The sequence below is a fragment of the Gorillibacterium sp. sgz306347 genome (genome assembly GCF_059735245.1).
Genome location: NZ_JCAPET010000064.1, coordinates 1 through 21779, shown reverse-complemented (window position 1 = coordinate 21779; position 21779 = coordinate 1). Strand labels below are relative to the sequence as shown.

At 54.5% G+C, this 21779-nt stretch carries 20 protein-coding genes and 1 pseudogene; 15 read left to right on the top strand and 6 right to left on the bottom strand.

Annotated elements, in window-relative coordinates; translation table 11 throughout:
- The first annotated feature begins 371 nt into the window (after positions 1-371).
- The 3 genes from AC6I6H_RS21025 to AC6I6H_RS21015 are packed head-to-tail and all read left to right on the top strand — an operon-like array spanning position 372 to position 2178.
- Entirely contained in the window at positions 372-1211 is an 840-nt protein-coding gene (locus AC6I6H_RS21025) for a DUF817 domain-containing protein (RefSeq protein ID WP_497956368.1), read from the top strand.
- Between the two features lie 60 nt (positions 1212-1271).
- Positions 1272-1691 (top strand): DUF1801 domain-containing protein, encoded by a 420-nt coding sequence (locus AC6I6H_RS21020; RefSeq protein ID WP_497956363.1) that lies wholly within the window; start codon positions 1272-1274, stop codon positions 1689-1691.
- A gap of 16 nt (positions 1692-1707) precedes the next feature.
- Positions 1708-2178 carry a GNAT family N-acetyltransferase gene (locus AC6I6H_RS21015; RefSeq protein ID WP_497956366.1) on the top strand — a complete coding sequence of 157 codons (471 nt, stop codon included), beginning with the start codon at positions 1708-1710 and terminating at the stop codon, positions 2176-2178.
- Between the two features lie 12 nt (positions 2179-2190).
- Here the strand turns inward: AC6I6H_RS21015 and AC6I6H_RS21010 are convergent.
- Both AC6I6H_RS21010 and AC6I6H_RS21005 read right to left on the bottom strand, forming a co-directional pair.
- Positions 2191-2733: pseudogene (locus AC6I6H_RS21010) on the bottom strand (NAD(P)H-binding protein); the annotation flags it as partial.
- Between the two features lie 65 nt (positions 2734-2798).
- Positions 2799-3245 carry a MarR family winged helix-turn-helix transcriptional regulator gene (locus AC6I6H_RS21005; RefSeq protein WP_497956361.1) on the bottom strand — a complete coding sequence of 149 codons (447 nt, stop codon included), beginning with the start codon at positions 3243-3245 and terminating at the stop codon, positions 2799-2801.
- A gap of 346 nt (positions 3246-3591) precedes the next feature.
- Here AC6I6H_RS21005 and AC6I6H_RS21000 point away from each other — a divergent pair, with 346 nt between their 5' ends.
- The gene (locus AC6I6H_RS21000; RefSeq protein WP_497956359.1) at positions 3592-4116 is read left to right on the top strand and encodes an RNA polymerase sigma factor; all 525 of its coding nucleotides are present in this window, start codon (positions 3592-3594) and stop codon (positions 4114-4116) included.
- Positions 4113-5261 carry a hypothetical protein gene (locus tag AC6I6H_RS20995; RefSeq protein ID WP_497956357.1) on the top strand — a complete coding sequence of 383 codons (1149 nt, stop codon included), beginning with the start codon at positions 4113-4115 and terminating at the stop codon, positions 5259-5261. The genes AC6I6H_RS21000 and AC6I6H_RS20995 overlap by 4 nt, the downstream gene beginning before the upstream one ends.
- Before the next feature lie 587 nt (positions 5262-5848).
- On the opposite strand, the gene AC6I6H_RS20990 is transcribed toward AC6I6H_RS20995, so the two are convergent.
- Positions 5849-7105, bottom strand: a complete 1257-nt coding sequence (locus AC6I6H_RS20990; protein ID WP_497956355.1) for an MFS transporter — start codon at positions 7103-7105, stop codon at positions 5849-5851.
- A 222-nt stretch (positions 7106-7327) separates the two neighbouring features.
- On the opposite strand from AC6I6H_RS20990, the gene AC6I6H_RS20985 reads away from it, so the two are divergent.
- The 8 genes from AC6I6H_RS20985 to AC6I6H_RS20950 all read left to right on the top strand — a co-directional run bounded on the left by AC6I6H_RS20985 (position 7328) and on the right by AC6I6H_RS20950 (position 16404).
- Entirely contained in the window at positions 7328-7915 is a 588-nt protein-coding gene (locus AC6I6H_RS20985; RefSeq protein WP_497956352.1) for a TetR/AcrR family transcriptional regulator, read from the top strand.
- Positions 7916-8188: 273 nt separating this feature from the next.
- The gene (locus AC6I6H_RS20980) at positions 8189-8908 is read left to right on the top strand and encodes a glycosyltransferase family 2 protein (RefSeq protein ID WP_497956350.1); all 720 of its coding nucleotides are present in this window, start codon (positions 8189-8191) and stop codon (positions 8906-8908) included.
- A 135-nt stretch (positions 8909-9043) separates the two neighbouring features.
- Complete coding sequence (locus tag AC6I6H_RS20975) at positions 9044-10660, top strand: glycoside hydrolase family 5 protein (RefSeq protein ID WP_497956345.1); 1617 nt, start codon at positions 9044-9046, stop codon at positions 10658-10660.
- 280 nt (positions 10661-10940) lie between these two features.
- The gene (locus AC6I6H_RS20970; protein ID WP_497956340.1) at positions 10941-12557 is read left to right on the top strand and encodes an ABC transporter substrate-binding protein; all 1617 of its coding nucleotides are present in this window, start codon (positions 10941-10943) and stop codon (positions 12555-12557) included.
- 62 nt (positions 12558-12619) lie between these two features.
- Positions 12620-13570, top strand: a complete 951-nt coding sequence (locus tag AC6I6H_RS20965; protein ID WP_497956338.1) for an ABC transporter permease — start codon at positions 12620-12622, stop codon at positions 13568-13570.
- 4 nt (positions 13571-13574) lie between these two features.
- The gene (locus AC6I6H_RS20960; protein WP_497956335.1) at positions 13575-14420 is read left to right on the top strand and encodes an ABC transporter permease; all 846 of its coding nucleotides are present in this window, start codon (positions 13575-13577) and stop codon (positions 14418-14420) included.
- A 15-nt stretch (positions 14421-14435) separates the two neighbouring features.
- Positions 14436-15500 carry an ABC transporter ATP-binding protein gene (locus tag AC6I6H_RS20955; RefSeq protein ID WP_497956333.1) on the top strand — a complete coding sequence of 355 codons (1065 nt, stop codon included), beginning with the start codon at positions 14436-14438 and terminating at the stop codon, positions 15498-15500.
- Positions 15493-16404, top strand: a complete 912-nt coding sequence (locus AC6I6H_RS20950) for an ABC transporter ATP-binding protein (protein ID WP_497956331.1) — start codon at positions 15493-15495, stop codon at positions 16402-16404. The genes AC6I6H_RS20955 and AC6I6H_RS20950 overlap by 8 nt, the downstream gene beginning before the upstream one ends.
- Positions 16405-16736: 332 nt before the next feature.
- On the opposite strand, the gene AC6I6H_RS20945 is transcribed toward AC6I6H_RS20950, so the two are convergent.
- Positions 16737-17480 carry an SDR family oxidoreductase gene (locus tag AC6I6H_RS20945; protein WP_497956328.1) on the bottom strand — a complete coding sequence of 248 codons (744 nt, stop codon included), beginning with the start codon at positions 17478-17480 and terminating at the stop codon, positions 16737-16739.
- 30 nt (positions 17481-17510) lie between these two features.
- Positions 17511-18371, bottom strand: a complete 861-nt coding sequence (locus AC6I6H_RS20940) for an aldo/keto reductase (RefSeq protein WP_497956326.1) — start codon at positions 18369-18371, stop codon at positions 17511-17513.
- A 538-nt stretch (positions 18372-18909) separates the two neighbouring features.
- Here AC6I6H_RS20940 and AC6I6H_RS20935 point away from each other — a divergent pair.
- Both AC6I6H_RS20935 and AC6I6H_RS20930 read left to right on the top strand, forming a co-directional pair.
- Entirely contained in the window at positions 18910-19452 is a 543-nt protein-coding gene (locus tag AC6I6H_RS20935) for a TetR/AcrR family transcriptional regulator (protein ID WP_497956364.1), read from the top strand.
- Between the two features lie 183 nt (positions 19453-19635).
- Positions 19636-20076: a GNAT family N-acetyltransferase gene (locus tag AC6I6H_RS20930; protein WP_497956324.1), complete on the top strand. Its 441-nt coding sequence runs from the start codon at positions 19636-19638 to the stop codon at positions 20074-20076.
- Positions 20077-20693: 617 nt separating this feature from the next.
- Here AC6I6H_RS20930 and AC6I6H_RS20925 read toward each other — a convergent pair.
- A complete protein-coding gene (locus tag AC6I6H_RS20925) occupies positions 20694-21575 on the bottom strand; it encodes a M23 family metallopeptidase (RefSeq protein WP_497956323.1) in 882 nt (293 codons plus the stop codon).
- Between the last annotated feature and the right edge of the window lie 204 nt (positions 21576-21779).

The following is a 21779-nucleotide window of genomic DNA, read 5'->3' as shown; positions in this document are numbered from 1 at the left end:
TGTGGTGCCCGCCAGGGCATGGGCGGCTAACGGTTGCCACAGCGCCTATTTCGGAAAATTCGGGCGGACCGAAGCAAAAAAACGAAAATAAGCGCCGTGGCAACCGTTACAGTTTGCAACCCCTGTTTTTTGGGCGAATAGCCTCTGTGACAACCGTTAACGCAGCCGCCGGGCAATCCGGAAACCTGACGGGGTAAACGAAGTCGCGTCCTAACAAACCGTTTCACCGGCAGAGACACTCGTCTACATAATTGCGATATTCAATATTTATTTATTGATATTCAATAAATAGTGTGCTAAATTTCAAGTGATAACAAGAAACAAAAAGCGGGGTGGACGGAGTGTCTCGCAGGCCAGTGTCTGGCACGGGGATTCAATCGCGCCAAGAAAACAGGGCAAAATTTTCGCTCTCAAACGCGTGGAAGCAGCTCGTTCATTTTGGTTGGCAGCAGGCTCTGTCCTGCTTGTTTCCGGTTGTCATTTTTGCCTCGCTCGCCTTGACGAAAATCGTCCCGCTGCCGTACCTGCCGCGTTATGACTGGCTGCTTCTGATCTGCTTGCTAATGCAGTGGGCGATGGTACGCTCCGGGCTAGAAACGAGGGATGAACTGAAGGTCATCACCCTGTTCCATCTCATTGGCTTGGCGCTTGAGCTTTTCAAGGTCCACATGGGCTCGTGGTCTTACCCGGAGGAAGGCTATTCCAAAGTTTCTGGCGTCCCGCTGTACAGCGGATTTATGTATGCAAGCGTGGCGAGTTATCTTTGCCAGGCGTGGAGAAGGCTGAACGTGGAGCTGGTGAAGTGGCCGCCGTTTTTGCTCGTTGTTCCTCTTGCCGCCGCGATTTATTTGAATTTTTTTACGCACCATTACTGGATGGACGTTCGCTGGTGGCTGGCCGGACTTGTCGTGGCCGTCTTCTGGCAAACCCGGGTTTTGTACGAGGTGAATGGAACGCGCTACCGGATGCCGCTCGCGTTTTCCTTTGTGCTCATCGGATTTTTTATATGGGTCGCCGAAAACATTGCAACGTTCTTCGGAGCGTGGAAATACCCGAACCAACGGGAGGCGTGGAGTCTCGTTCATCTGGGAAAGGTAAGTTCATGGCTTTTGCTGGTAATCGTCAGCTTTCTCATCGTCGCGACGTTGAAGCGGGTGAAAGGTAAAGAGGAGCTGCCGGGGAGGCGCTCTCCGCAAAAAGCCGGGCTTTGACAAGCGGGCGCAGCGCATGATACGTTACTTCAAAATCGATCCGGGAAAGGACGCGTTCCCATGTACGAGCCGAAAACGAAACCGACCGAGCACAGCGTGATTGAATTTATCGAACAGGTGGAAAGCCCGAAGAAGCGCGAGGATGCCTATAAGCTGCTGGAGCTGTTCAGCGAAACGACCGGTTATCCGGCCAAAATGTGGGGCCCGAGCATCATCGGCTTCGGTTCGTATCATTACAAATATGCAACCGGCCATGAGGGCGACGCGCCGCTTGTCGGGTTCTCGCCCCGTAAAGCCAAAATCAGCTTGTACTTTGCGACCGGCGATACCAAAAGAGAAGCTCTGCTGGAGAAGCTAGGAAAACATACGGCAGGCAAAGCCTGTGTTTACATCAACAAAGTGGAGGATATCCGTACGGAGGTTTTGCAGGAGCTGATCCGGCAATCCGTCCAATTTTTGAAGGAAACGTACCCGGATTAAGATTGGCGTCCGAACAATGGCAGTGGCAAAAAAGGTGGGGGAATGCATGGAGATACAACTCAGGAAATATGAGCCTTTCTATGCTCATAGCGCCGTCAAAATGTGGAGGGAAAGCAAAACGCGAGCCATCGGGCAGGAGGAGCTGCATCCTTTCGAGGACCATGTCCGGTTTTTGAATGACCGTTTGGCCAAGGAGAGCGAGGTATGGATTGCAGTCGAGAGGGAATCCGGGCTTGTCGTCGGGCTGATTGCCTTTAATAAAAACGAAGTTCATCAGCTGTATATCCATGTTGAGCACCAAGGCAAGGGACTGGGGAAAAAGCTTCTTGATCTCGCGAAAACGAACTCGGCAGGGAAGCTGTCCTTGTACACGTTTGAAGTAAACCGCAAGGCGCAGCAATTTTACGAACGCAATGGATTCCGCATCCTTGCCAGAGGAAACGACAACGAAGAGGGGCTTGATGATATCCTTTATGAATGGGATTAAAACGCCGGCGCAGGCGGACGCCAGATCGCGGCGCGAAACGGCGTTGAAGGACCAGTAGCCGGGAGCGACACGAAGGCAGCCGGTAACGGCAGCGGTTTTCAGGTCCAGCGCTGCCAGAAAGTCCAGGTACAACCCGTTTCGCAAAAAGGTATAGGGGATGCCGGTTGTGCGTATCGCATATTCGGTCGCCAGATGCAGATGGGTCAGCGGCAGTTCGCCGTGTTCGGGAAAGGCGAAGCTCGTGTAAAGCAGATGGCGGACATTTGCCCTTTTGGCGGCTTCGGCTGCATGGGCATGCTGGCGCGCCCGGAGCGTGTCGTCCCGGTGGGGGCTGGAAATCAGCAGGAGTTTGTCTGCTCCGGCAAAGGCCCGGTCCAGCGAATCCGGCCGGTCATAATCGGCGAACCGGACTTCGATTCCTTTTTCCTCAAACGGCTTGCCGGTTTCGGGACGGCGCACACAGGCTATGATCCGGTCGGGAGGAAGGGTTAGAAGCAGCCGCTCCACGATAAGACGGCCCAAGCTGCCGTTGGCACCGGTAATGACGATGGACATATAGACAACAATCCCTTCGTTCGGGTTAATAGTTAAGTGCTTAACCAACCGGGCGAGAAAATCCCTTATCCCCGGCTTAATTTCTTCAACAAAGCGAGAAGCTGCTCCAGCTCCGGCTTCTCCAGCACCTGCATCTTTTCGGCAATCCGCTGTCTGTTATCGGGTAAATGCCGCATCAAAAGCCTTTGCCCTTCGCTGGTAATGGAAATCAGCGTTTTCCTTCCATCCTGCGGATGAGGGACCCGGGAAATGAGCCCGCCGGCTTCCAACGGGCCGAGCAGCAGACTGATATTCGGTTTGGTGACCCCGATTTTTAGCGCGAGAGTGGAGGGGAGAATGGTGCCGCCTTCTTTCATGATTTCAACCAGTACCCGGATTCGCGCTCCGTTGATTCCTTGCGATTGCCAATACTTTTCCGAGACGTCCACCAGCTTGGCCGTTGCATCCACCAAAGCGAAAAAGGCCTGGTTTTCCAGCGGCAAATGGAGCACGTATTCTTGCAGGTCTTTCATATGGGGCGTCACATCCGTTTATATAGTTAAGTGCTTAACTAAAAACAGTGTACGAAAGCTCCCCGGGAAAGTCAAGAAAGAAACGTTCTGCCGCCGGTAAAACAAAGCAAAGCCGCGAAGCGCCTGAAGCTTCAAGCGTTTCGCGGCTTTTTCGCTGCCGGAGGCGATTATCGGGCCGCTGCCAAATGCTCGGAAAGGCGGTCCCAGGTTTCTGCGATTCCCTGCTCCATGCCCATCTCGATCAACGCCTGATAAGGTGGGAAGCGAAAAAGAATCAAAGTCTATGAACCTGGTCCGAAGTTATGACAATATAAGGGTGAATGGCCATTCGGAAAGGAGCAGCTTCTTGGATATCGAAGAGCTTAACGAACTCATCAACCGGCACGGCAAGGCGGTTTACCGGTTTTGCTCCCGGCTTGCAGGCAACCGGGCGGACGCGGACGATCTCTATCAGGAAACGTTTTTGAGAGCGATGGAGCTGCGCCATAAAATGAATGCAAGCGGAAACCCAAAAGGATTTTTGATGGGGATCGCCGTCCGGCTTGGCAAAAACAACCGCCGGAAGCGCGCCTGGAGACAGCGCATCGCTCCGACGGAAGCGTTAACGGGTCCAGCAGAGGAGCGGAGCCTGACGGGGACGGATGCAACACCCGAGGATGCGGTAGTAAACGGTGAGCTTCGCGGAATGGTGCGGGCCGCCGCAGACCGGCTGGATGATAAGCTGAAGCTTCCGCTCTATCTCTACTACAGCGCGGAGATGACGGTCGAGGAGATTGCGGCGGCGCTGCGCATTCCGACCGGAACCGTCAAAAGCCGGCTTCATCTGGCCCGAAAGAAAATGAAAACCTTTTTGGAGGTCGAATCCATATGAATCAGGAAGACAAATGGGAGCGCGTCGTCCGGGAAGCGCTGGCTTCGGATGCTGAGCCGGACGAGAGCGTCAATCAGCGGCTGATCAGCCGATATAAAGAAGGCAAAAGCGGCGGGGGGACGGTAAGGAGGCGGCTGTCGGCGGGTGTTCTTGTCGCCGTTTTCTCCCTGGTCCTTTGCCTTACGGCCGTTGCAGCCACCCAACTGTTTCAGCCGAAGCAGGTGGCGGAGCATCTGGGGCAGCAGGTGCTGGCAAAAGCGTTTGAAAGCAAGGACGCCGTTGCAGTCAACCGGTCCGCTGCTTCCGGCGGCTACCTCTTTACTTTGCTAGGGATTGTTTCCGGCGCCGGGCTTACGGAGTTGGAACCGGCTGCGGGCGAGATCCGCAAGGACAGGACATACGCCGTCATTTCCATCGCGCAAGCTGACGGGGAGCCTATGCCGGCAACAAGCGACCCGGCGTACGGGAAGGAGCCGTTTTTCATTTCGCCGCTGATTAAAGGTCTGAAACCGTGGCAGGTCAATATCCTAACGATGAACGGCGGATACAGCGAGGTTGTGCTGGACGGAGTAATGTACCGGCTGATCGAATGCGACGGACTGGAAATGTTCGCGGACCGGGATCTTTACCTGGCGGTCAGCAGCGGGGAGCCTTTTTTCAATAAAGAAGCGTTCCTATATGACGAGAAAACGGGTGAAACAAGCCCCAATCCGGCTTACAAGGGAGCTTCGCTTGTGTTTGACCTCCCGCTCGACAAATCCAAAGCGGACCGTGCCCAGGCGGATGCCTATTTGCAAAAGCTGCTGAATCCGGCGTCGGCCGGAACAGCGGCATCCGCCTCCGCTGCGCCTGCAACCCCTGAAGAAGAGCTGCTCCAGCGGCTGGAGAAATGGAAAAAACAGCTCCCGGAAGGAACCGTGATTCCCGAATCCGTTCAAACCTTGACCCCCGATGAGCAGGGCCGGATTTATTATGACTTTGAAGGCTGGACCAACACGATTCCCGTCGATGAGCTGTTTGCTCCCGGGCAAACCGGCGATACGGAGGCCGTCATGTTCAGCGGGGACGAAACCCGGACCTGGGCGCTTGTCTTTTCCCGCGACGAAGCGGGTGTCATTACCGGAAGAGTGGTCGAATTGAAGTAGAGGAAGTACGCGAAAGACGCGGGCGGCGGACGCCTGCGTCTTTTCGCCTGGAAAGCAAGGGATGGCTTCTCGTTAGGTGCGAAAATAAGTCTCTCTTGACGGTCCCGGTTCTTGATTTTCCTCTCTTTTGCACATATTCGATCGATCGGGATGAAGCGCCTGAACCGCTCAAACGAACGATAACCGGGGAACGGTTGTGCGAATAGATGCAAAGCGGCACCTATTTTTCCTCAATTTCCGTCCCTGTTGAAAATAATTGCATATACGCAACTAATCACTAATAAACAAGCGATTTTTAGAGAAAACAGAAGAAATAATTGCTTTTTCGCAGCTATTCCGTCCAAAAAAGCGGATTACGGTTTGATTTGTTGCTTTTTTGCACTTGCTGTCCATCCCTAGGAGTGAGAGAGTCTTTGAAAAATGAAGGTTCGGATTTTTGCCGCCCGTTTGCCGACAGACAAATCCGTTATGAGCGCGGCGTACCGTGCCGTCAGAAGTACAAACAGCTCCCATGTATGCCCAGCTTCCGGCGTGGCTTAGCCCGGGGGCGAGCGCACGGCGGCGCCAGTGTCAAGCCCTTGCGCCGGTCAGCAAACTTGCTTGCGCAAGCCGTCGGCAGAGGCAGCGCCGCGCCGGCGCGGCAGGGCTTCGAATAGGAACCGGAGCAGCGCCGCAACTGGCAAGGCCGTGCCGATTAAAGCCGCCCGGTGCCAGCCGCCCGACGCATAGGCCCACGCGCCAAGCGTGGAGCCCGCGGCGCCGCCGAGGAAGAAGAGCGCCATGAACAAACCGTTCAGCCGGCCTCTGGCCTCGTTTCCGAGCGAATAGATGGCGCGCTGGCTGAGCACAAGGTTTCCGGAAACGGCCATGTCAAGGGTGATGGCGGAGACAAACAGCAGGACAAGGGCCGTCGTGGAATGGCCGTCCAGAAGCGCTATCAGCAGGAAAGACAACCCCGCTACGCCAAGCGCAAGTCCCGTCAGGGGCTTGCTTTTTCCTTTGTCGGCGAGCCGTCCGGCGATCGGGGCGGCCGCAGCGCCGCCCACGCCGACAAGAGCAAACCAGGCGATGCCTTGCTGCGACATGCCGAAGTCATGCGCGAGCCGCAGCGGCGCGGCCGTCCAGAACAGGCTGAAGGCACCGAACAGGCAGGCCTGGTACAGCGCGCGGCGGCGCAGAACGGGCGTGTGCCGGAACAGGCTGCCGAGGGAAACCAGCAGCTTCCCGTAGGAGACGGAGGGAGCGGGCTTGCGTTCGGGCAGCACGCGGGCGAGCACAACGGAAAGTGCGGCGATAAGCGCGGCGGACAAGCCGTAAACCGCCTGCCAGCCCCACAGGCTGGTCAAAAAGCTGGCCGCCGGGCGGGCGAACATGATGCCGAGGAGCAGGCCGCTCATGACATTGCCCACGACGCGCCCGCGCTCGGCATCGGAAGCCAGGTAAGACGCAAACGGCACGAGAATTTGCGCTGCTGCGGACCCGGTGCCGATGAGCAGCGAGGCGGCGAGGAAGAGCGGCGCTTGCGGAGCGAACGCCGCCCCGGCGAGCCCAACTGCGGCGGCGGCCAGGCTAACGACGGTCAGACGCCGGTTTTCCACAATGTCGCTAAGCGGAACGACCAGCAGCAAACCGGCGACATAGCCGACCTGCGTAATTGTAACAATCAAGCCGGCAGCCGAACGAGCAATGCCCGTCGCGGCGCTGATCGGGCCGATCAGCGTTTGCGCGTAATACAGATTGGCGACGATCAAGCCGCAGGACGCGGCGAGCAGCAGCATAAGCCAGGCAGGAATCCGATTGCCGGCAGAAGGTTGAGCGGCGGGAGAAGCTTTTGTTTTTTTCATGAGTATTCATCCTTCCCGTTTTGGGATTGGCGCGAAGGCTTTCCGGACAAGTCTTTCATCGCCGTTAATTAATGAACATTGTGTTCACTAATCATGGTTACACTATATACTGAACGTATCGTTTTGTAAATAGGCGGGACGCATTTTCTTTTCCGGACCGATTTTGTATACTGGACGAAGCAGGTTTTACGGATTTTTGCCGGACCGAAAGGAGAATGCGCCATGCAGGGAAAACGGGGCCGCCCCCGCAACCCGGAGACGCAAAAAGCCATTTTGCACGCTTCCTACGCGCTGCTGCTGGAGCTTGGCTTTGCGGACGTCACCGTCGAGAAGATTGCCGAGCGGGCGAAGGTGAGCAAGGTTACCATCTATAAGTGGTGGCCGAACAAAGCGGCGGTGGTCATGGACGGTTTTCTGTCGGCCGCCTCGGAGCGGCTTCCCGTGCCGGATACCGGGTCCGTATTCGAAGACGTTCTGGCGCACGCCACGAATCTGGTCCGTTTTTTGACGAGCCCGGAAGGAACGGTTATCAAGCAGTTGATCGGGCAGGGACAGGTTGACGAAGGACTGGCGGAGGCCTACCGGACACGGTATTTTCAGCCCCGGCGCGAGGAGGCCATTAAGCTTTTGGAAAAGGGAGTCCGCCAAGGGTCGCTGAAGGAGGGGCTCGACCTGGGCCTTTGCGTGGATTTGCTCTACGGACCGCTCTTTTACCGGCTGCTGGTGACGGGGGAAGCGGTGGATGCGGCGTATGTGGAAAAGCTGGCCAAGGCCGCCTTTAAAGGCCTGGAGGCAGCGCCTCCCCGATAGCCCCGCGTTCGTTCCTTTTTGTGAGCTTCTGCTGCAGAGGGAGCCGGATGCATGCCGGATGGATGGAAAGAATGTCTATGTCTATGCCGTGACGGCATGTTTGGAAGTTTTGGAGGGAGCATCAACCTTTCGGCAGGGCCGGTCTTGACCGCAACCAGCGGTTTTGACCGCCCTGTTTTGCTTTGCGGGGAGAAGGAGCTCTCGCAGGCCGGCGCCGACACTGGCGCTTCGCCGGTTTCATATGGTGCAGAAAGAAGAGAGGAGTGAACCGGCTTGATACGAAACGCGCCGTCCAAAGGGGTTTCCATTATCGTTTGCACCAACCAGCCCCGGTTTTTTGGCAATCTTTTGGCCAATTATCGCTCCCAGCGGTATGCCGCGAAAGAATTGATTATCCTTTTGAACAAAGACAGCATGAACCTGGAGCATTACCGGAAGAAAACACGCGGGTACGCCAATGTCTCGGTCTACCAGATTCCCGAAAAAATCTCGCTCGGGCAGTGTCTGAATTGCGGAATCGCGAGGGCCAAATTCCCGTATATCGCCAAGTTTGACCACGACGACTATTATTCGCCTCTGTATTTGCGCGAGCAAATGGATGCGATGGAACGAACCAAAAGCGATGTTGTCGGCAAGCATGCCTGCCTGGTTTATCTGGAGGCATCCAATAGGCTGGTGATCCGTTCTCCCCACGAAAAGAACAAACCCGTCCGTTTTGTCCAGGGCGGAACCATTCTGTTTCACCGCCGGGTGCTGAAAAAGGTCCGGTTTGCCGACCTGTCGCTCGGGGAGGACGTCGACTTTCTCGGACGATGCGCGGACAAAGGGCACCGGGTTTACGCCACATCGCCGTATCACTATGTTTACATGCGCCGCAAAAGCAAGAAGGACCATACCTGGAGAGTGCGGGACGCCTACTATTTGAACGGCAGCCAGCCGGTTGCGGTAACGGACCGCTTCCGCGCGATTGCGGACCGGGGCGCTTACGCTTAACGGAGGCTGGTCGAACTTGCGCCGGCAAGCCGAAAAAAGCATACCAAATCGCGATTTTGCTTCCTTACCTGGGGCTTCGCTCCCGTGCTAAGCTTACCGTGGGAAACCAAATTCAAGCTTGTACAGGAGACCGCTATGTTTGAAAAAACAACTCGTGACCGGGTAAAAGGGTTTTTAAAAGCAAAAGGGAAAACCATTGTGAACGAAGCGGGGGAAGAAATCGTCCTGACCGGCTGGGGGCTGGGAAACTGGCTCCTGCCGGAAGGGTACATGTGGCTGTCGCGTTCGGAACGCTTCGACCGCCCCCGCCGGATGGAGGAGGTTATTCGCCAGCTGACGGGAACCGAATACGCCGGTTCCTTTTGGCGGCGGTTCCGGGACCTGTATGTCACCCGGGAGGATATTCGCCGGATGGCGGAGCTCGGGTACAACTCGGTGCGCATTCCGTTTAATTGGCGGGTGCTGATGCGGGACGAGCCGGGGATCGCCTGGAGGGAGGACGGCTTCGCGCTGCTCGACCGCTGTCTGGACTGGTGCGAGGAATTTGGCCTGTACGCCTTTCTGGATTTGCATGGCGCGCCGGGCGGGCAAACGGGAGCCAACATTGACGACTCGGTCGACGATTTCCCCCGCCTTTTTACCGACCGGGAAAGCCGGGAGAAATGCATCGCCCTCTGGAAAGAAATCGCGCGGCGATACCGCGAACGCTGGATTGTCGGCGGATACGACCTGCTGAACGAGCCGGTGCGGCCGGGCTTGTGGGAGGACCGGCACGGCTTCCTGCTCGCGGAGCGGCTTGCCGGTTTTTATGAAGAGCTGATCGGGGAGCTTCGGACCGTCGATTCCCGCCATCTGCTTTCCGTCGAAGGGCATCGCTGGGCTACGGACCCGGTCGTCTTCTTCAAAGCGTACGACGATAACATGGTCATTCACTTCCACCGCTACGCCTGCATGCCCGGCTTGGAGGCTTTCCAGCCGTTTTTGGATGTTTCCGGGCGTTTGAATCAGCCGCTTTGGCTTGGTGAAACCGGAGAGAATGTCCCGGAATGGTACGCGGCGATGTACCCGCTGTCGGTGTCGCTCGGCATCGGGTATAACCTGTGGCCGTGGAAAAAGATGGTGTGTACCAACTCGCCTTACTCCATTGCAGAGCCGGAAGGGTGGGAGAAGCTGCTCGGGTACGCCGAAGGAGGGCCTCGTCCGGAAGCGGCGGAAGCCCGTTCGATTCTGGACGAATTCCTGTCCAGCATCCGGGTTGAAGCGTGCGCCGCCGTTCCGTCCGTTACCGCTTCCGCCTTCCGGCGTCCGGGCTGCCGGCTGCGGGCGACGGATTTTGACGAGCTTCCCGGCAAAGGAATTTCCTTCAGCGGAAGCCGCGCCGAAGGAAATCTTTACGGGTACCGCTCGGGAACGGGGATGAAGCTGTGCCGTATCCCGGGCAGTCCGGAGCGGAAACGCTTTACGTTCGACAGCGGCTGGGATTGTCTGGCGCTGGAGATGGAGGAAGGCGAGTTCGCCGTCTATACCTTTGCGGAAGTGACCGCCGGCTGCCGGATTCGCGTCGTTTTGGCGAGCGAAACGGGAGCCGCGATCGCCCTGGAACAGGACGGACGCGAGCTGCTTCGTGCTGAAGTTGCGGCGGGGAGCGGGGAAGCTCTGCTCGAAGCTCCGCTTCTGGCTGCGCCGGAAACCGGCATTAAGCTGCGGGTATGCGGCGGAAGCGCGCAATTTCATACCCTGTCGATAAGCTAGCAAAGGCATTCCGGAAGGCTTCCCGTCATAGAGGAAGCCTTTTTTGATTGAAGCTGCGTCCAAGTTGCCTCTTCCTTTCGGAACCGTTATTCTATACTAACGGGCTATGTCGGAGACGCGGGAAGAATGATTTGGAGGGACTTGCGGAAAATACAACGGAGGCAACCGTTTTCTTTTCCTGTAAGTGACAGAACTGTGAAGGGACAGTCATTGTAATCCCGAGTATTCCGATGTATAATTTCAAAAACACTTCAAGAGACATTACATTGGGGGAGAAAACATGCGCAAAGGTTTATCGGCAGTATTGGTATTTGTTCTGGTGGCTCTTCTGGCCGCCGCTTGCACGAACGGAGGCAATGAGGCGGCTTCCCCGACCGCGGGCGGCAGCGCTTCGGCGACCGGGCAACCGGGGGAAGGCGCCGCGAAGGAAGGCGGCAATCTGATTATCGGCGTAGCGGCCGATCCGGTCATTCTGAACCCGAACTACGCGGGCGACCGCGTCAGCCTGACGATCGACCAGGCGCTGTTCGCGCCGCTGTTCCAGGTCAACAACGGCGAGAAGACGTATTACCTGGCGGAAAGCCTGACCCCTTCCGCAGATAACCTGACGTATACGCTCAAGCTGAAAGATGGCTTGACCTGGCATGACGGAGAGAAGCTGACAGCGGACGACGTCGTATTCACAATCGAGAAGATTCTCGACGAGAAGCAAAACAGCTTCCTGCGCGCCAACTTTTTCGTGAACGATAAGCCGATCCAAGCGGTAAAGGTCGACGACCTGACCGTTGAATTCAAGCTTCCGCAGGTAAGCCCGGCTTTTGAAGCGACGCTGGTTCAGGTATACCCGATTCCGAAGCATATCTTCGAGAATGAAACGGACATTGAGAAAAGCTCCAAAAACGCCGCGCCGGTCGGTTCCGGTCCGTTCAAGTTCAAGGAATACAAAACCGGCGAGTATCTGACGGTCGAACGCTTCGACAACTACTTCGGCGGCAAACCGCATCTGGATTCCGTCACTTACCGCATTGCGAAGGATACGAACGCGGCCAATCTGGCCCTGCAAAACGGCGAGATTAACGTGAAATACCTGGACCCGCAGGACGTAAGCACGATCGAAGCCACAAATAATTTTCAAATTCTGCCTTACAGCGAAGGGCGTCTGGCCTACCTGCTGTTTAACGCGAACAGCGACAGGGGCGCGCTCGCCAAGAAGGAAGTCCGCCAGGCATTGTCCCTTGCGCTCAGCCGCGACGAGCTGATCCAGGCCACGTACACCTCGAGCGATTATGCCGAGCCGGCCAAATCGTTCCTGACGCCGGACGCGCTGTATCACACGAACGACGTCACGACTTACGACAACGACCCGGCCAAGGCGAAGGAAATGCTCGCGGCTGCCGGTGTCAGCGACCTGAAGTTGCGCTTCATCATGCAAAGCGGCAACAAAGCGCAGGAATCCGTTTCCCTGTACGTGCAGCAAAAGCTGAAGGAGATCGGGGTGGATGTCGAGCTGCAAAGCATGGATTCCAGCGCCTTTTCGCAAAAATTCGTGAATCCGGACTCCTCGGACTTTGAATTGGCGCTTTCGGGTTATATAATGGGGTATGACCCCGATGCTTACCGCATCCTGTATTCCTCCGACGGGTCGTCCAATTACTCGCACTACAGCAATCCGGAAGTGGACAAACTGCTGAATGAAGGTGCGGGCGAAGCGGACACGGCGAAGCGGGGAGAGATCTACAAGAAAGCTCAGGAACTGGTAGCCGCGGACGCCCCGATTTATCCGATCGCCTACACGAAAACCATCGTGGCGGTGTCCAACAATTTCGGCGGCATCGAAGAAGCCGTTCTGAAGCCGGTTGTCATTTTCGAAGACCTGTCCAAAATTCACCTTAAATAAGCGCGGCAAAAATAAGCCGGTTCATCCGGCTTATTTTTTTGCTCAAACTGGGAGAGTCGCCTATGAGACAACTCGTCGTCCGAAGACTGCTGCAAACCCTGCCCATGCTCTTTTTTGTATCGGTTGTTTGCTTTGCCATGATCAAGCTGGCGCCGGGCGACCCGGTGCTTTCGTTTGTCACGCCCAACATGCACGCCGAAGACATCGAGCGCATCCGGCACAATCTGGGCCTGGACCGGCCGGCCTACGTCCAATATTTTATGTGGCTGAAGGAGATCGTCCAGGGGAATTTCGGCTATTCGCTCGTGAATCATCAGCCGGTTCTGGATCAGATCTTGGACCGTCTGCCGGCTACGGCCGGGCTGATGGGCAGCGCTCTGGCGCTGTCCGTTCTGCTGGCGATCCCGCTCGGCCTTATCGCGGGCGCAAACCGCAACCGCTGGATCGACAAAACGATCAACCTGATTTCGTACATCGGCATTTCCGTGCCGCTTTTCTGGCTGGCGTTTCTGCTGATCTATTTGTTCGCCATCAAGCTTCATCTGCTCCCGAGCATGGGGATGCGCACGATCGGCGTGGAGTCGGCGATTGATGTTCTGAAGCACGGGATTCTTCCCTGTCTTGTATTGACCGTCGGCTTTCTGGCCGTTTACGTCCGGTTCATCCGTTCAAGCACTATCGGCCAGCTGAAGGAAGACTATGTGCAGATTCAATACGCGTTCGGCTCTAACAAGCGGACGATTCTGTTCCGGCACGTGCTGAAGCATGTCCTTCTGCCGGTCATTACGCTGCTCGGCATGTCCATGGGCGATCTGGTTACGGGCGCAATCGTGACCGAAACGGTGTTTTCTTGGCCCGGGATCGGGTCGCTCGGGATGACGGCGGTGAAAGGCATGGATTATCCCCTGATCATGGGCATTACGCTGTTTTCGTCCGTGCTGCTGATTCTGGGCAATCTGGCGGCCGACATTCTGTACAGTTTCGTGGATCCGCGAATCAAATTGACGAGGTGAGCACATGAACCGCAGCAAATGGAAAAGCGTCCGGGACGAGCTGTTCGCAAACAAAGCGGGGATTGCGGCCCTCGTTCTTTTGGCGGTGTTCGCCATCGGAGCGATCTTCGCATTCTTATCACCCTATGACCCGAACGCGCTGAATGCGCTGGAACGGCTGGCCAAGCCGGGCGCCGCCCACTGGTTCGGCACGGACGATTACGGGCGCGACTACTTTGCGCGCGCGCTTTACGGCGGCCGCATCTCGCTCCTGGTCGGCTTCGCGTCGATGCTGGTAGCGACGGTGATCGGCGTAACGGTCGGCGTCATCAGCGGCTACTTTGGCGGCTGGCTGGACAATCTGCTGATGCGCGCCCTGGATATTTTTCTCTCGATCCCGTCCTTCTTGATCCTTCTCCTGCTCAGCGTCTTCCTGAAGCCGAGCGTGGGGAACCTCATTCTGATTATCGCACTGCTCATGTGGATGAACATCGCCCGGATCGTCCGGGCGGAAACGATGACCATCAAGGAGCGCGAATTCGTGCTGTACGCGAAGGCGTCCGGCCAGGGGGCGTTTGGCATGATCCGCCGCCACATTCTTCCCGGACTCGTGCCTGTAATTATCGTCGGCGCGACCAACAGCATCGCATCCGCCATCATGATGGAATCGTCGCTCAGCTTTCTCGGCTTCGGCGTGCAGCCGCCAAACGCCACCTGGGGCAGCATGCTCAACAACGCGCAGGGCTATATCGCCCAGGCGCCTTACCTCGCTTTGTTTCCGGGGCTGTTGATCCTGCTCACGGTGCTTTCCTTTAACGTGTTGGGCGACATTCTGCGCGTAGGCTTTGAGCCGAAGCTGATCAAACGATAGAAAGGGGGAATCGCCATGACGGAACGGCTACTGACGGTCGACAATCTGGACGTTTCTTTTCGCACGCAGGCGGGAGATAACCATGCTGTGCGAGGGGTCAGCTTTCATATCGACGCCGGGGAAACGCTTGGCATTGTCGGCGAATCGGGCAGCGGCAAAAGCGTGACCGCCAAAGCCATCCTCTCGCTGATCGCCCCGCCCGGGAAAATCAACGCGGGCAGCATTCAATTCGGAGGCGAAGAGCTGCTCGGCCTGACGGAAAAGGAATGGCGGCGGCTGCGCGGCAACCGGATTGCGATGGTCTTTCAGGACCCGATGACGTCGCTGAACCCGGTCAAGAAAATCGGCAACCAGATGACGGAGGTTATCCGGCGTCACCGGGGCTTGAGCGAACAGCAGGCGGTCCGCGAAGCGGCCAAAATGCTGGAGCGCGTAGGCATCGCAAACCCGGAAGCCCGGCTGAAGCAGTACCCGCATGAATTCAGCGGCGGCATGCGGCAGCGCGTTATGATCGCGATGGCGCTGTCCTGCGAGCCGGAGCTTCTTATCGCAGACGAGCCGACGACGGCGCTGGACGCGACGATCCAGGCCCAAATTCTTGATCTGTTCAAAGAACTGAAGCAAAACACCCGGACGGCCGTCGCCCTGATCACCCACGATCTCGGCGTGGTGGCGCAGGTTTGCACCCGCGTCATCGTTATGTACGGCGGGTTGATCATGGAGGAGGGTACGGTGGAGGACATCTTCTACCGGCCGCAGCATCCGTACACCCTGGGGCTGCTCCGCTCGATCCCGAAGCGGGGCGGCAAAGACCGCGAGCGGCTCGTTCCGATTGAAGGAACGCCGCCCGACCTGCTGAATCCGCCGCCCGGCTGCCCGTTTATCGACCGCTGCCCGCATGCGTTCTCCCGCTGCGTGGAGCGCCCGCCGGCGTTCGAGCTGTCGCCGGGCCACCGCTCGGCGTGCTGGCTGGCGGACGAGGAAGCAGGCGCGGAACGCGGCACGTCCCGCGTGCAGCCGGACGCGGTTTCATCTCCGGAGCGTCAGCGGGAAGCGGAAGGAGGTAAGCCGGTTGAGTGACGCGAACATTTTGGTGGACGTGCGCAACCTGAAGAAACATTTCTCCAAAGGAAAAGGGTTGTTCGGCCGCGACACTTCGGTGCTGAAAGCGGTGGACGGCGTAAGCTTTCAAATCCGCAAAGGCGAAACCTTCGGCCTGGTCGGGGAATCGGGAAGCGGCAAGTCGACCGTCGGCCGGTGCTTGCTGCGGCTGTATGAATATACGGATGGGGAAGTGTTTTTTGACGGCCAGCCGGTCAGCAAGCTGGATGAAAAGCGGCTGAAGCCGTTCCGCCGCCGCATCCAGTCGATTTTTCAGGACCCTTATTCATCCCTGAATCCGAGTTTGAACGTGCTGGATTTGATCAGCGAGCCGATGAAAATCCACGGCATGCACCAGGTCGATGAGCGGAAAGAAGCCGTGGCGGCGCTGCTGGAAAGGGTGGGGTTGAAACGGGAGCACCTTTATCGTTTCCCGCACGAATTCAGCGGCGGCCAGCGCCAGCGGATTTCCATCGCGCGCGCCTTGTCGGTGCAGCCGGAGTTCGTCGTCTGCGACGAGCCGATTTCCGCGCTGGACGTCTCCGTGCAGGCTCAGGTGGTCAACATGCTGGAGGATTTGCAAGCCGAATTCGGGCTGACCTACCTGTTCATCGCGCACGATCTTTCAATGGTCCGTCATATCTCGGACCGGATCGGCGTCATGTATGCAGGAAGGCTGGTCGAGGTGGCCGACAGTGACGAGCTGTACGACAACCCCGTCCATCCGTATACGAAGGCGCTGCTGTCTTCCATTCTCGTGCCCGACCCGCGTACGGCCGGCCGGAAGCTGGCGCCCGAGCGGTACATCGCGGCGGCTGACGCTTCCGCCTCCTCGGAGCTGCGGGAAGTCAGTCCGGGCCATTTTGTCGCCGATTTCGCCTGAGGCGGGATCGTTTGTGGAAAGGATTTTAATGCGGCCGTCCGCCGGTACATCCGGGGACGGCTGTTTTTTGTACGGGTGTTGGGGGCCACGCTCGTTAGGACACCGGGACTGGGGCTGTGAAGCAAGTCGCAGGCGTGCCTTTTATAGCTGGATGCAGGTGGTAAGGAACTGCGAAGTCGAGGCAATTTGCGGAAGAAAGGCTTCAGCAACTTTTAGTGAGTATTTACCGCACACCTTAGCCACCCAATAATTGAGAGACGAACATGGCTTATCGAGGAAGGAAGGTAAACCTCCTTTCCAACCGCCAAATTGTTACTTGCGTCTTACCTAGACTACATCGATTGTTTTGTTGGACGAATTAATATTTCATTGATTGCAACACTTTCAGGAGCGTTAATCGCATAAGCTACTGCATCTGCAATGTCCTCTGGTCTTAAACCAAACCCCTCCTTACTCGCATTTTCCTTCAATGCTTGTACTACTTGTGGGTCATTTACAGTGTTTGGCAACTCGGTATCCACTGTTCCTGGGGAGATCATGGTAGTTCGGATATTGTTTCCATGTTCTTCTTGGCGCAAACCTTCCATAATTGCTCGAACAGCAAATTTTGTTCCACAATATACGGCAGCGGTAGGGATGACGATATGACCAGCAATGGAATCAGTCGTAATGATTTGGCCCGATTGTTGTTTTTTCATGATTGGTAATGCAGCAGCAATCCCGTTCAGAACCCCCATGATGTTAATATCCACCATTTGTTTCCATTCATCAAAACGGTTTTCCGAAAGTAATGCAAGCGGCATGATGCCAGCGTTGTTGTAAAGTACATCTACTCGACCATATTTCTGTATGGCCAAATCAACAACTGCTTGAACGTCTTCTTTATTTGTTGCATCGGCAGCTAAATACGATATTTCGGTGTTTGGTAGAAATTCTACAAGTGCTTTCAAGCGGTCTTCACGACGAGCAGCTATAACGAGCTTTGCCCCTTCTTGTGCAAGCTTTTTGGTTGTAGCTTCACCAATCCCGCTGGATGCACCCATAACAACAACTACTTTACCTTTGATATTAGACATTTTAATAAACACCCTTCCTTGTTTTAAAATTTATTTGGTTTCTTTACCATCCATGTAAGTAGCCATCCATTTTACGATTTCCGGGTCGTTATGAGAAAAGAACAAGCTTCCCTTAGTATCAAGCGTGGCTATTTTCTCCATATCCCCTTGGCTTAATTCAAAATCGAAGATATTGAAGTTTTCAATGATTCGTTGCTTTTGAGCAGATTTTGGAATGACAACAATTCCTCTTTGGGTCAACCATCGTAATACCACTTGAGCGACGGATTTGTTGTATTTTTCGGCTACGGTTACCAGTAATTCGTTTTGAAACAGGTCATTTTTTCCTTCAGCAAAAGGACCCCAAGACTCGATCTGAACATTGTACTCTTTCATAATTTTTGCACTTTCGATTTGCTGACAGAACGGATGAGTTTCAACTTGGTTTATAGCTGGAGCTACCTCGTTATGCAAAATCAAGTCCACCAGCCGGTCGGGATAAAAGTTGCTAACTCCAATCGCCCTAATCTTTCCTTCGCGATACAATTCCTCCATCGCACGCCAGGAGCCATACACATCCCCAAATGGCTGATGTATTAAATACAAGTCCAAATAGTCTAATTGCAGTTTTTTCAGGGATGTTTCAAACGCCTTCTTTGTACGCTCATAACCGGCATCCGCAATCCAAAGTTTTGTCGTAATGAACAGTTCTTCCCTCGGGATACCGCTGCGTTTGATTGCTTTTCCAACCGCTTCTTCATTTAAATAAGTGGCAGCTGTATCAATCAACCGATAGCCTGCAATAAGGGCATCGTAAACGGCCTGTTCACATTGCTCGGGATCTTCGATTTGGAAAACTCCAAAGCCCAGGATTGGCATCTCAACACCGTTGTTTAGGATAACTTTTTGCATGTCAACCTCCGATATTATTCTGAAATTTGTTTGATGGGATGATTAAGATATCTTCTGAGCATGATAAATACCATATGGAAATTGCCTTGCGAGCCTCATCCTGGTTTCCGGTAGACGGGCTAAAGCAACATCGGCATCACCGGACCAGATAGAGCCACCATAAGGGCAAACAGACTAACCAATTGCCCTGCTTTAGCCACTGAAATATGATAATAGTCAGCAAGTAATGGAAGGATAACTCTACTCCTAATTCCGTATTCAAAATGCCGAAAACTCCAAAAGCTAAAATAAAGGTCGATAAATTATTTCTAGACGACAACGAAACTCCATCTCCATTTTCTTTTATCTTAAAGTGCCCACATATGGAACTCCCCCAACTGACAAAATTTATTCCACATGAATGGAATAATCCCCGCATGTGTATTATTATATGAGAGACAGCATTACCGCAATAACCAGATGGAGACCATCCGTGGAATAAGTAACAGGAATCAGACTATTGGGGATTATTTATAGGAAAGAAGTTGGTGAATCTCAGATGACTAAAATGGATCGTCGAATATTGAAATCACAAGAAGCGATTAAAAAGGCCGTTATTGAATTGATGATCGAAAAAGAGTTCGATCAAATTACGATGCAAGAAATCTCGGATAAAGCAAACGTTGACCGAAAAACGATTTATCATCATTACAAGGATAAATACGACTTATTAGATAAACTCATTGAAGAACACCTAAGTGAGCTTTGGGCAATTTGCTACTCGGAATCTGATTCTGCCAAAGCCCATTTAACTTGGTTCGAATACTTTGAAAGTAAATATGCTTTCTTTTCGGCTATGCTGGCTAGTAAAGGTGCTCCATATTTTCAAAGTCGATTCCTAGAATTTGTTATAAAGGATTTCCGCAATGGTTGGGATATGATCGAGGGGAAAGAGAGCGGATTAAACGAGGAAATTTTGATGCAATTTTTCGCGCCGGCATATGTAGGACTTGTAGAATGGTGGTTCACGAATGGGATGCCCTATCCGCCACGTGTGATGGAAGAACAAGTGATGATCTTGTTAGAGAAGAACCTTTCATAGGACGTTTATTCGAAAAATCGGAAATCATATAGCTTTGAACGGCATGCTAGCAGTTGTTACTTTTGAACAAAAAAATACACTATATTGTAGACAGGAAAAGATGGTTTACAGTTAAAAATTCAATGTCTTATCTCTCTCCAATGGTATAATATGCTAATTAAAACCACTAGCTGGAGGAGAACCATGGCTGATATAACATTGGACAATATCACGATAACCTTAGACTCTAATGAAACGGATTACAAACAGGTGTGCAGTAATTTATACGAGTATAATGTTCAGGCGACAAACGGTTTACTTAAAAAACCGGGTCAAGATATTAATTTGTATTTAAAAAACGAGTCGGACACCGTTGTAGGCGGCTTGTTTTGCGAAACCTGGTTTTATGGTTTATATCTTGATGTTTTCTGGATTGCTGATGAATATCGAAACAAAGGATATGGAAAAGTCATGATAACCGAAGCCGAACGTCTAGGAAAAGAGCTAGGCTGTACTTTTGCACATACCTGCACATTCACGCATCAAGCACCGGATTTTTATAGGCGCATGGGCTATGAGGTGTTTGCCGTTAATGATGAGTTTCCGGAAGGCATTAAACAATTTTTCCTGAAGAAGAAGCTATAAGGCTTGTTTAAACGGACCTTCATGGACAATGAAATGCGACGCGTAATGTATCCATATGGCTGTCATTTCTCGCAGCTGAAGCGCTAACGGTTGTGACAGAGCTTATTTCGCGAAAAAAGATGGTTTTGAAACTCTAACGGTTGCCACAGAGCTTATTTGAGCTTTTTCATCAAAAATCCCTTCGTTTTACGCAAATAGCCGCTGTGACAACCGTTAGAAATTTTCCGGCGGCTTTTTTGGCCAAATAGCCGCTGTGGCAACCGTTAGAAATCTATGCCCCGGTTCCGCTCCTGCTAATTTGCTCTTTTTCCGCCGTCCATCCGCCCCGCATGAGAGAATGGACAGAATCAATTGTGTGCGCTTATCGTTATGCCTTCAAAACTTACCAGCTTGTCGTCTTCTACTCCCTGCCGTTCCCCGTTTCGGCGTTCCAATGCCACTACCCGCGAGTTTGCCTCACCGACGCTGGCCCGCCGTCCGCCTCAGGTCGGCTCGCCCGCAGGCCCCCTGGCCGGCCGCCACCCCGCCGTTTCCCGCCTTCCGCTCCCAGAGCAACCTCCTCCCGGAATCGCGTTCCTGTTGCCTGCCGGGCCGACCCGTCAAGGTCCGTCTCGGTCTCATTTTGCTGCTTGAGCGGTTCCCCGCAGGATTTCGCCGGGAGCGCCGCCCCGGGGCATCGGGTGATCTCCGTTCTCAAAATAGAGCGGCAGGCCCTCGGTGACAAACATCGAGGCGGTTTTCGGGTTTTGCCTTTGATGATGAATGTGGAGATGCGGCTCGCTGGAGCTTCCCGTGTTTCCGACCTTTGCCAGGAGATCGCCCTGTTTGACCCGGTCGCCGTCCTTCACGCGGAGCGAATGCTGCTGAAGATGGGCCAACACGAGATAGGTGCCCGTTTCGTCCAGGCGCAGATACACGTGGTTGCCGATCATGGTCTCATAATTTTCGTCGCCCGGCGTCAAATCCGCTTCTCCGTCCGATGCTTCCACGACCACGCCGTCGGCCGGTGAATACAGCTCCATGCCGAAAATTCCATACGCCGTTAAGGGAGCGTCCACAGGGTGCTTTTTTTCCATGATGATGTCATACGCAAATCTCTCGTTGGGCGCAATGGCGTGGGGCCGGTTGGTCGTCATGCTTTTTCCGCCCCATCCGATCAGGCTATCCTCCCGAAAAGGCGACGCCACCGTGACCGCAGGCCGGAGACGGTCCGCGTTTGCCGGATAGGCGATCTGAAGCTTGCCCATCAGCCAGAAGGCAGGCCAGGAAGCAAGCAGCAAAGCGGGGAGGAAGAGCAGGGTTGTCCAGGCGACCTTTTTCTTGCGCAAAAGCGACACCGTCAGAACCAGCATTACGGCAATAAAAAACAGGGCATTCAGCGTCCCCAGTCCCATAATGCCCCACCAGCTTGTCACGCTCGCCGTGCCCGACGTCCAAAATGTGATTCCCCACAGCGCCGCGTAACAAAGCAAATAAATCCAACCGATTTTTCGAAGCATTCGAATGATCCTCCTCCGTTTTTCTTCCGCCCTCCAACTATATCCATTCGCCTGGCCGTGCGGAAACGGCTTCGGACGTGGCCGGTACTGGGCTTTGGTCGAATGGGAACGAATGTTCCTGCGGGCGTTGCTATGAAGAAGAGGATGAGTATAAACAGCAAGAGGGTGTCCCAAAAGCAGGTTTCTGGAACAGACCACAAAGCA

Coding starts and splice junctions, on each gene's coding strand:
- AC6I6H_RS20960 (WP_497956335.1), top strand. CDS start 13,575: ATGAACCGCAGCAAATGGAAAAGCGTCCGGGACGAGCTGTTCGCAAAC.
- AC6I6H_RS20935 (WP_497956364.1), top strand. CDS start 18,910: ATGACTAAAATGGATCGTCGAATATTGAAATCACAAGAAGCGATTAAA.
- AC6I6H_RS20990 (WP_497956355.1), bottom strand. CDS start 7,105: ATGAAAAAAACAAAAGCTTCTCCCGCCGCTCAACCTTCTGCCGGCAAT.
- AC6I6H_RS21015 (WP_497956366.1), top strand. CDS start 1,708: ATGGCAGTGGCAAAAAAGGTGGGGGAATGCATGGAGATACAACTCAGG.
- AC6I6H_RS21005 (WP_497956361.1), bottom strand. CDS start 3,245: ATGAAAGACCTGCAAGAATACGTGCTCCATTTGCCGCTGGAAAACCAG.
- AC6I6H_RS20975 (WP_497956345.1), top strand. CDS start 9,044: ATGTTTGAAAAAACAACTCGTGACCGGGTAAAAGGGTTTTTAAAAGCA.
- AC6I6H_RS20955 (WP_497956333.1), top strand. CDS start 14,436: ATGACGGAACGGCTACTGACGGTCGACAATCTGGACGTTTCTTTTCGC.
- AC6I6H_RS20965 (WP_497956338.1), top strand. CDS start 12,620: ATGAGACAACTCGTCGTCCGAAGACTGCTGCAAACCCTGCCCATGCTC.
- AC6I6H_RS20995 (WP_497956357.1), top strand. CDS start 4,113: ATGAATCAGGAAGACAAATGGGAGCGCGTCGTCCGGGAAGCGCTGGCT.
- AC6I6H_RS20945 (WP_497956328.1), bottom strand. CDS start 17,480: ATGTCTAATATCAAAGGTAAAGTAGTTGTTGTTATGGGTGCATCCAGC.
- AC6I6H_RS20930 (WP_497956324.1), top strand. CDS start 19,636: ATGGCTGATATAACATTGGACAATATCACGATAACCTTAGACTCTAAT.
- AC6I6H_RS20970 (WP_497956340.1), top strand. CDS start 10,941: ATGCGCAAAGGTTTATCGGCAGTATTGGTATTTGTTCTGGTGGCTCTT.
- AC6I6H_RS20940 (WP_497956326.1), bottom strand. CDS start 18,371: ATGCAAAAAGTTATCCTAAACAACGGTGTTGAGATGCCAATCCTGGGC.
- AC6I6H_RS20925 (WP_497956323.1), bottom strand. CDS start 21,575: ATGCTTCGAAAAATCGGTTGGATTTATTTGCTTTGTTACGCGGCGCTG.
- AC6I6H_RS20985 (WP_497956352.1), top strand. CDS start 7,328: ATGCAGGGAAAACGGGGCCGCCCCCGCAACCCGGAGACGCAAAAAGCC.
- AC6I6H_RS21020 (WP_497956363.1), top strand. CDS start 1,272: ATGTACGAGCCGAAAACGAAACCGACCGAGCACAGCGTGATTGAATTT.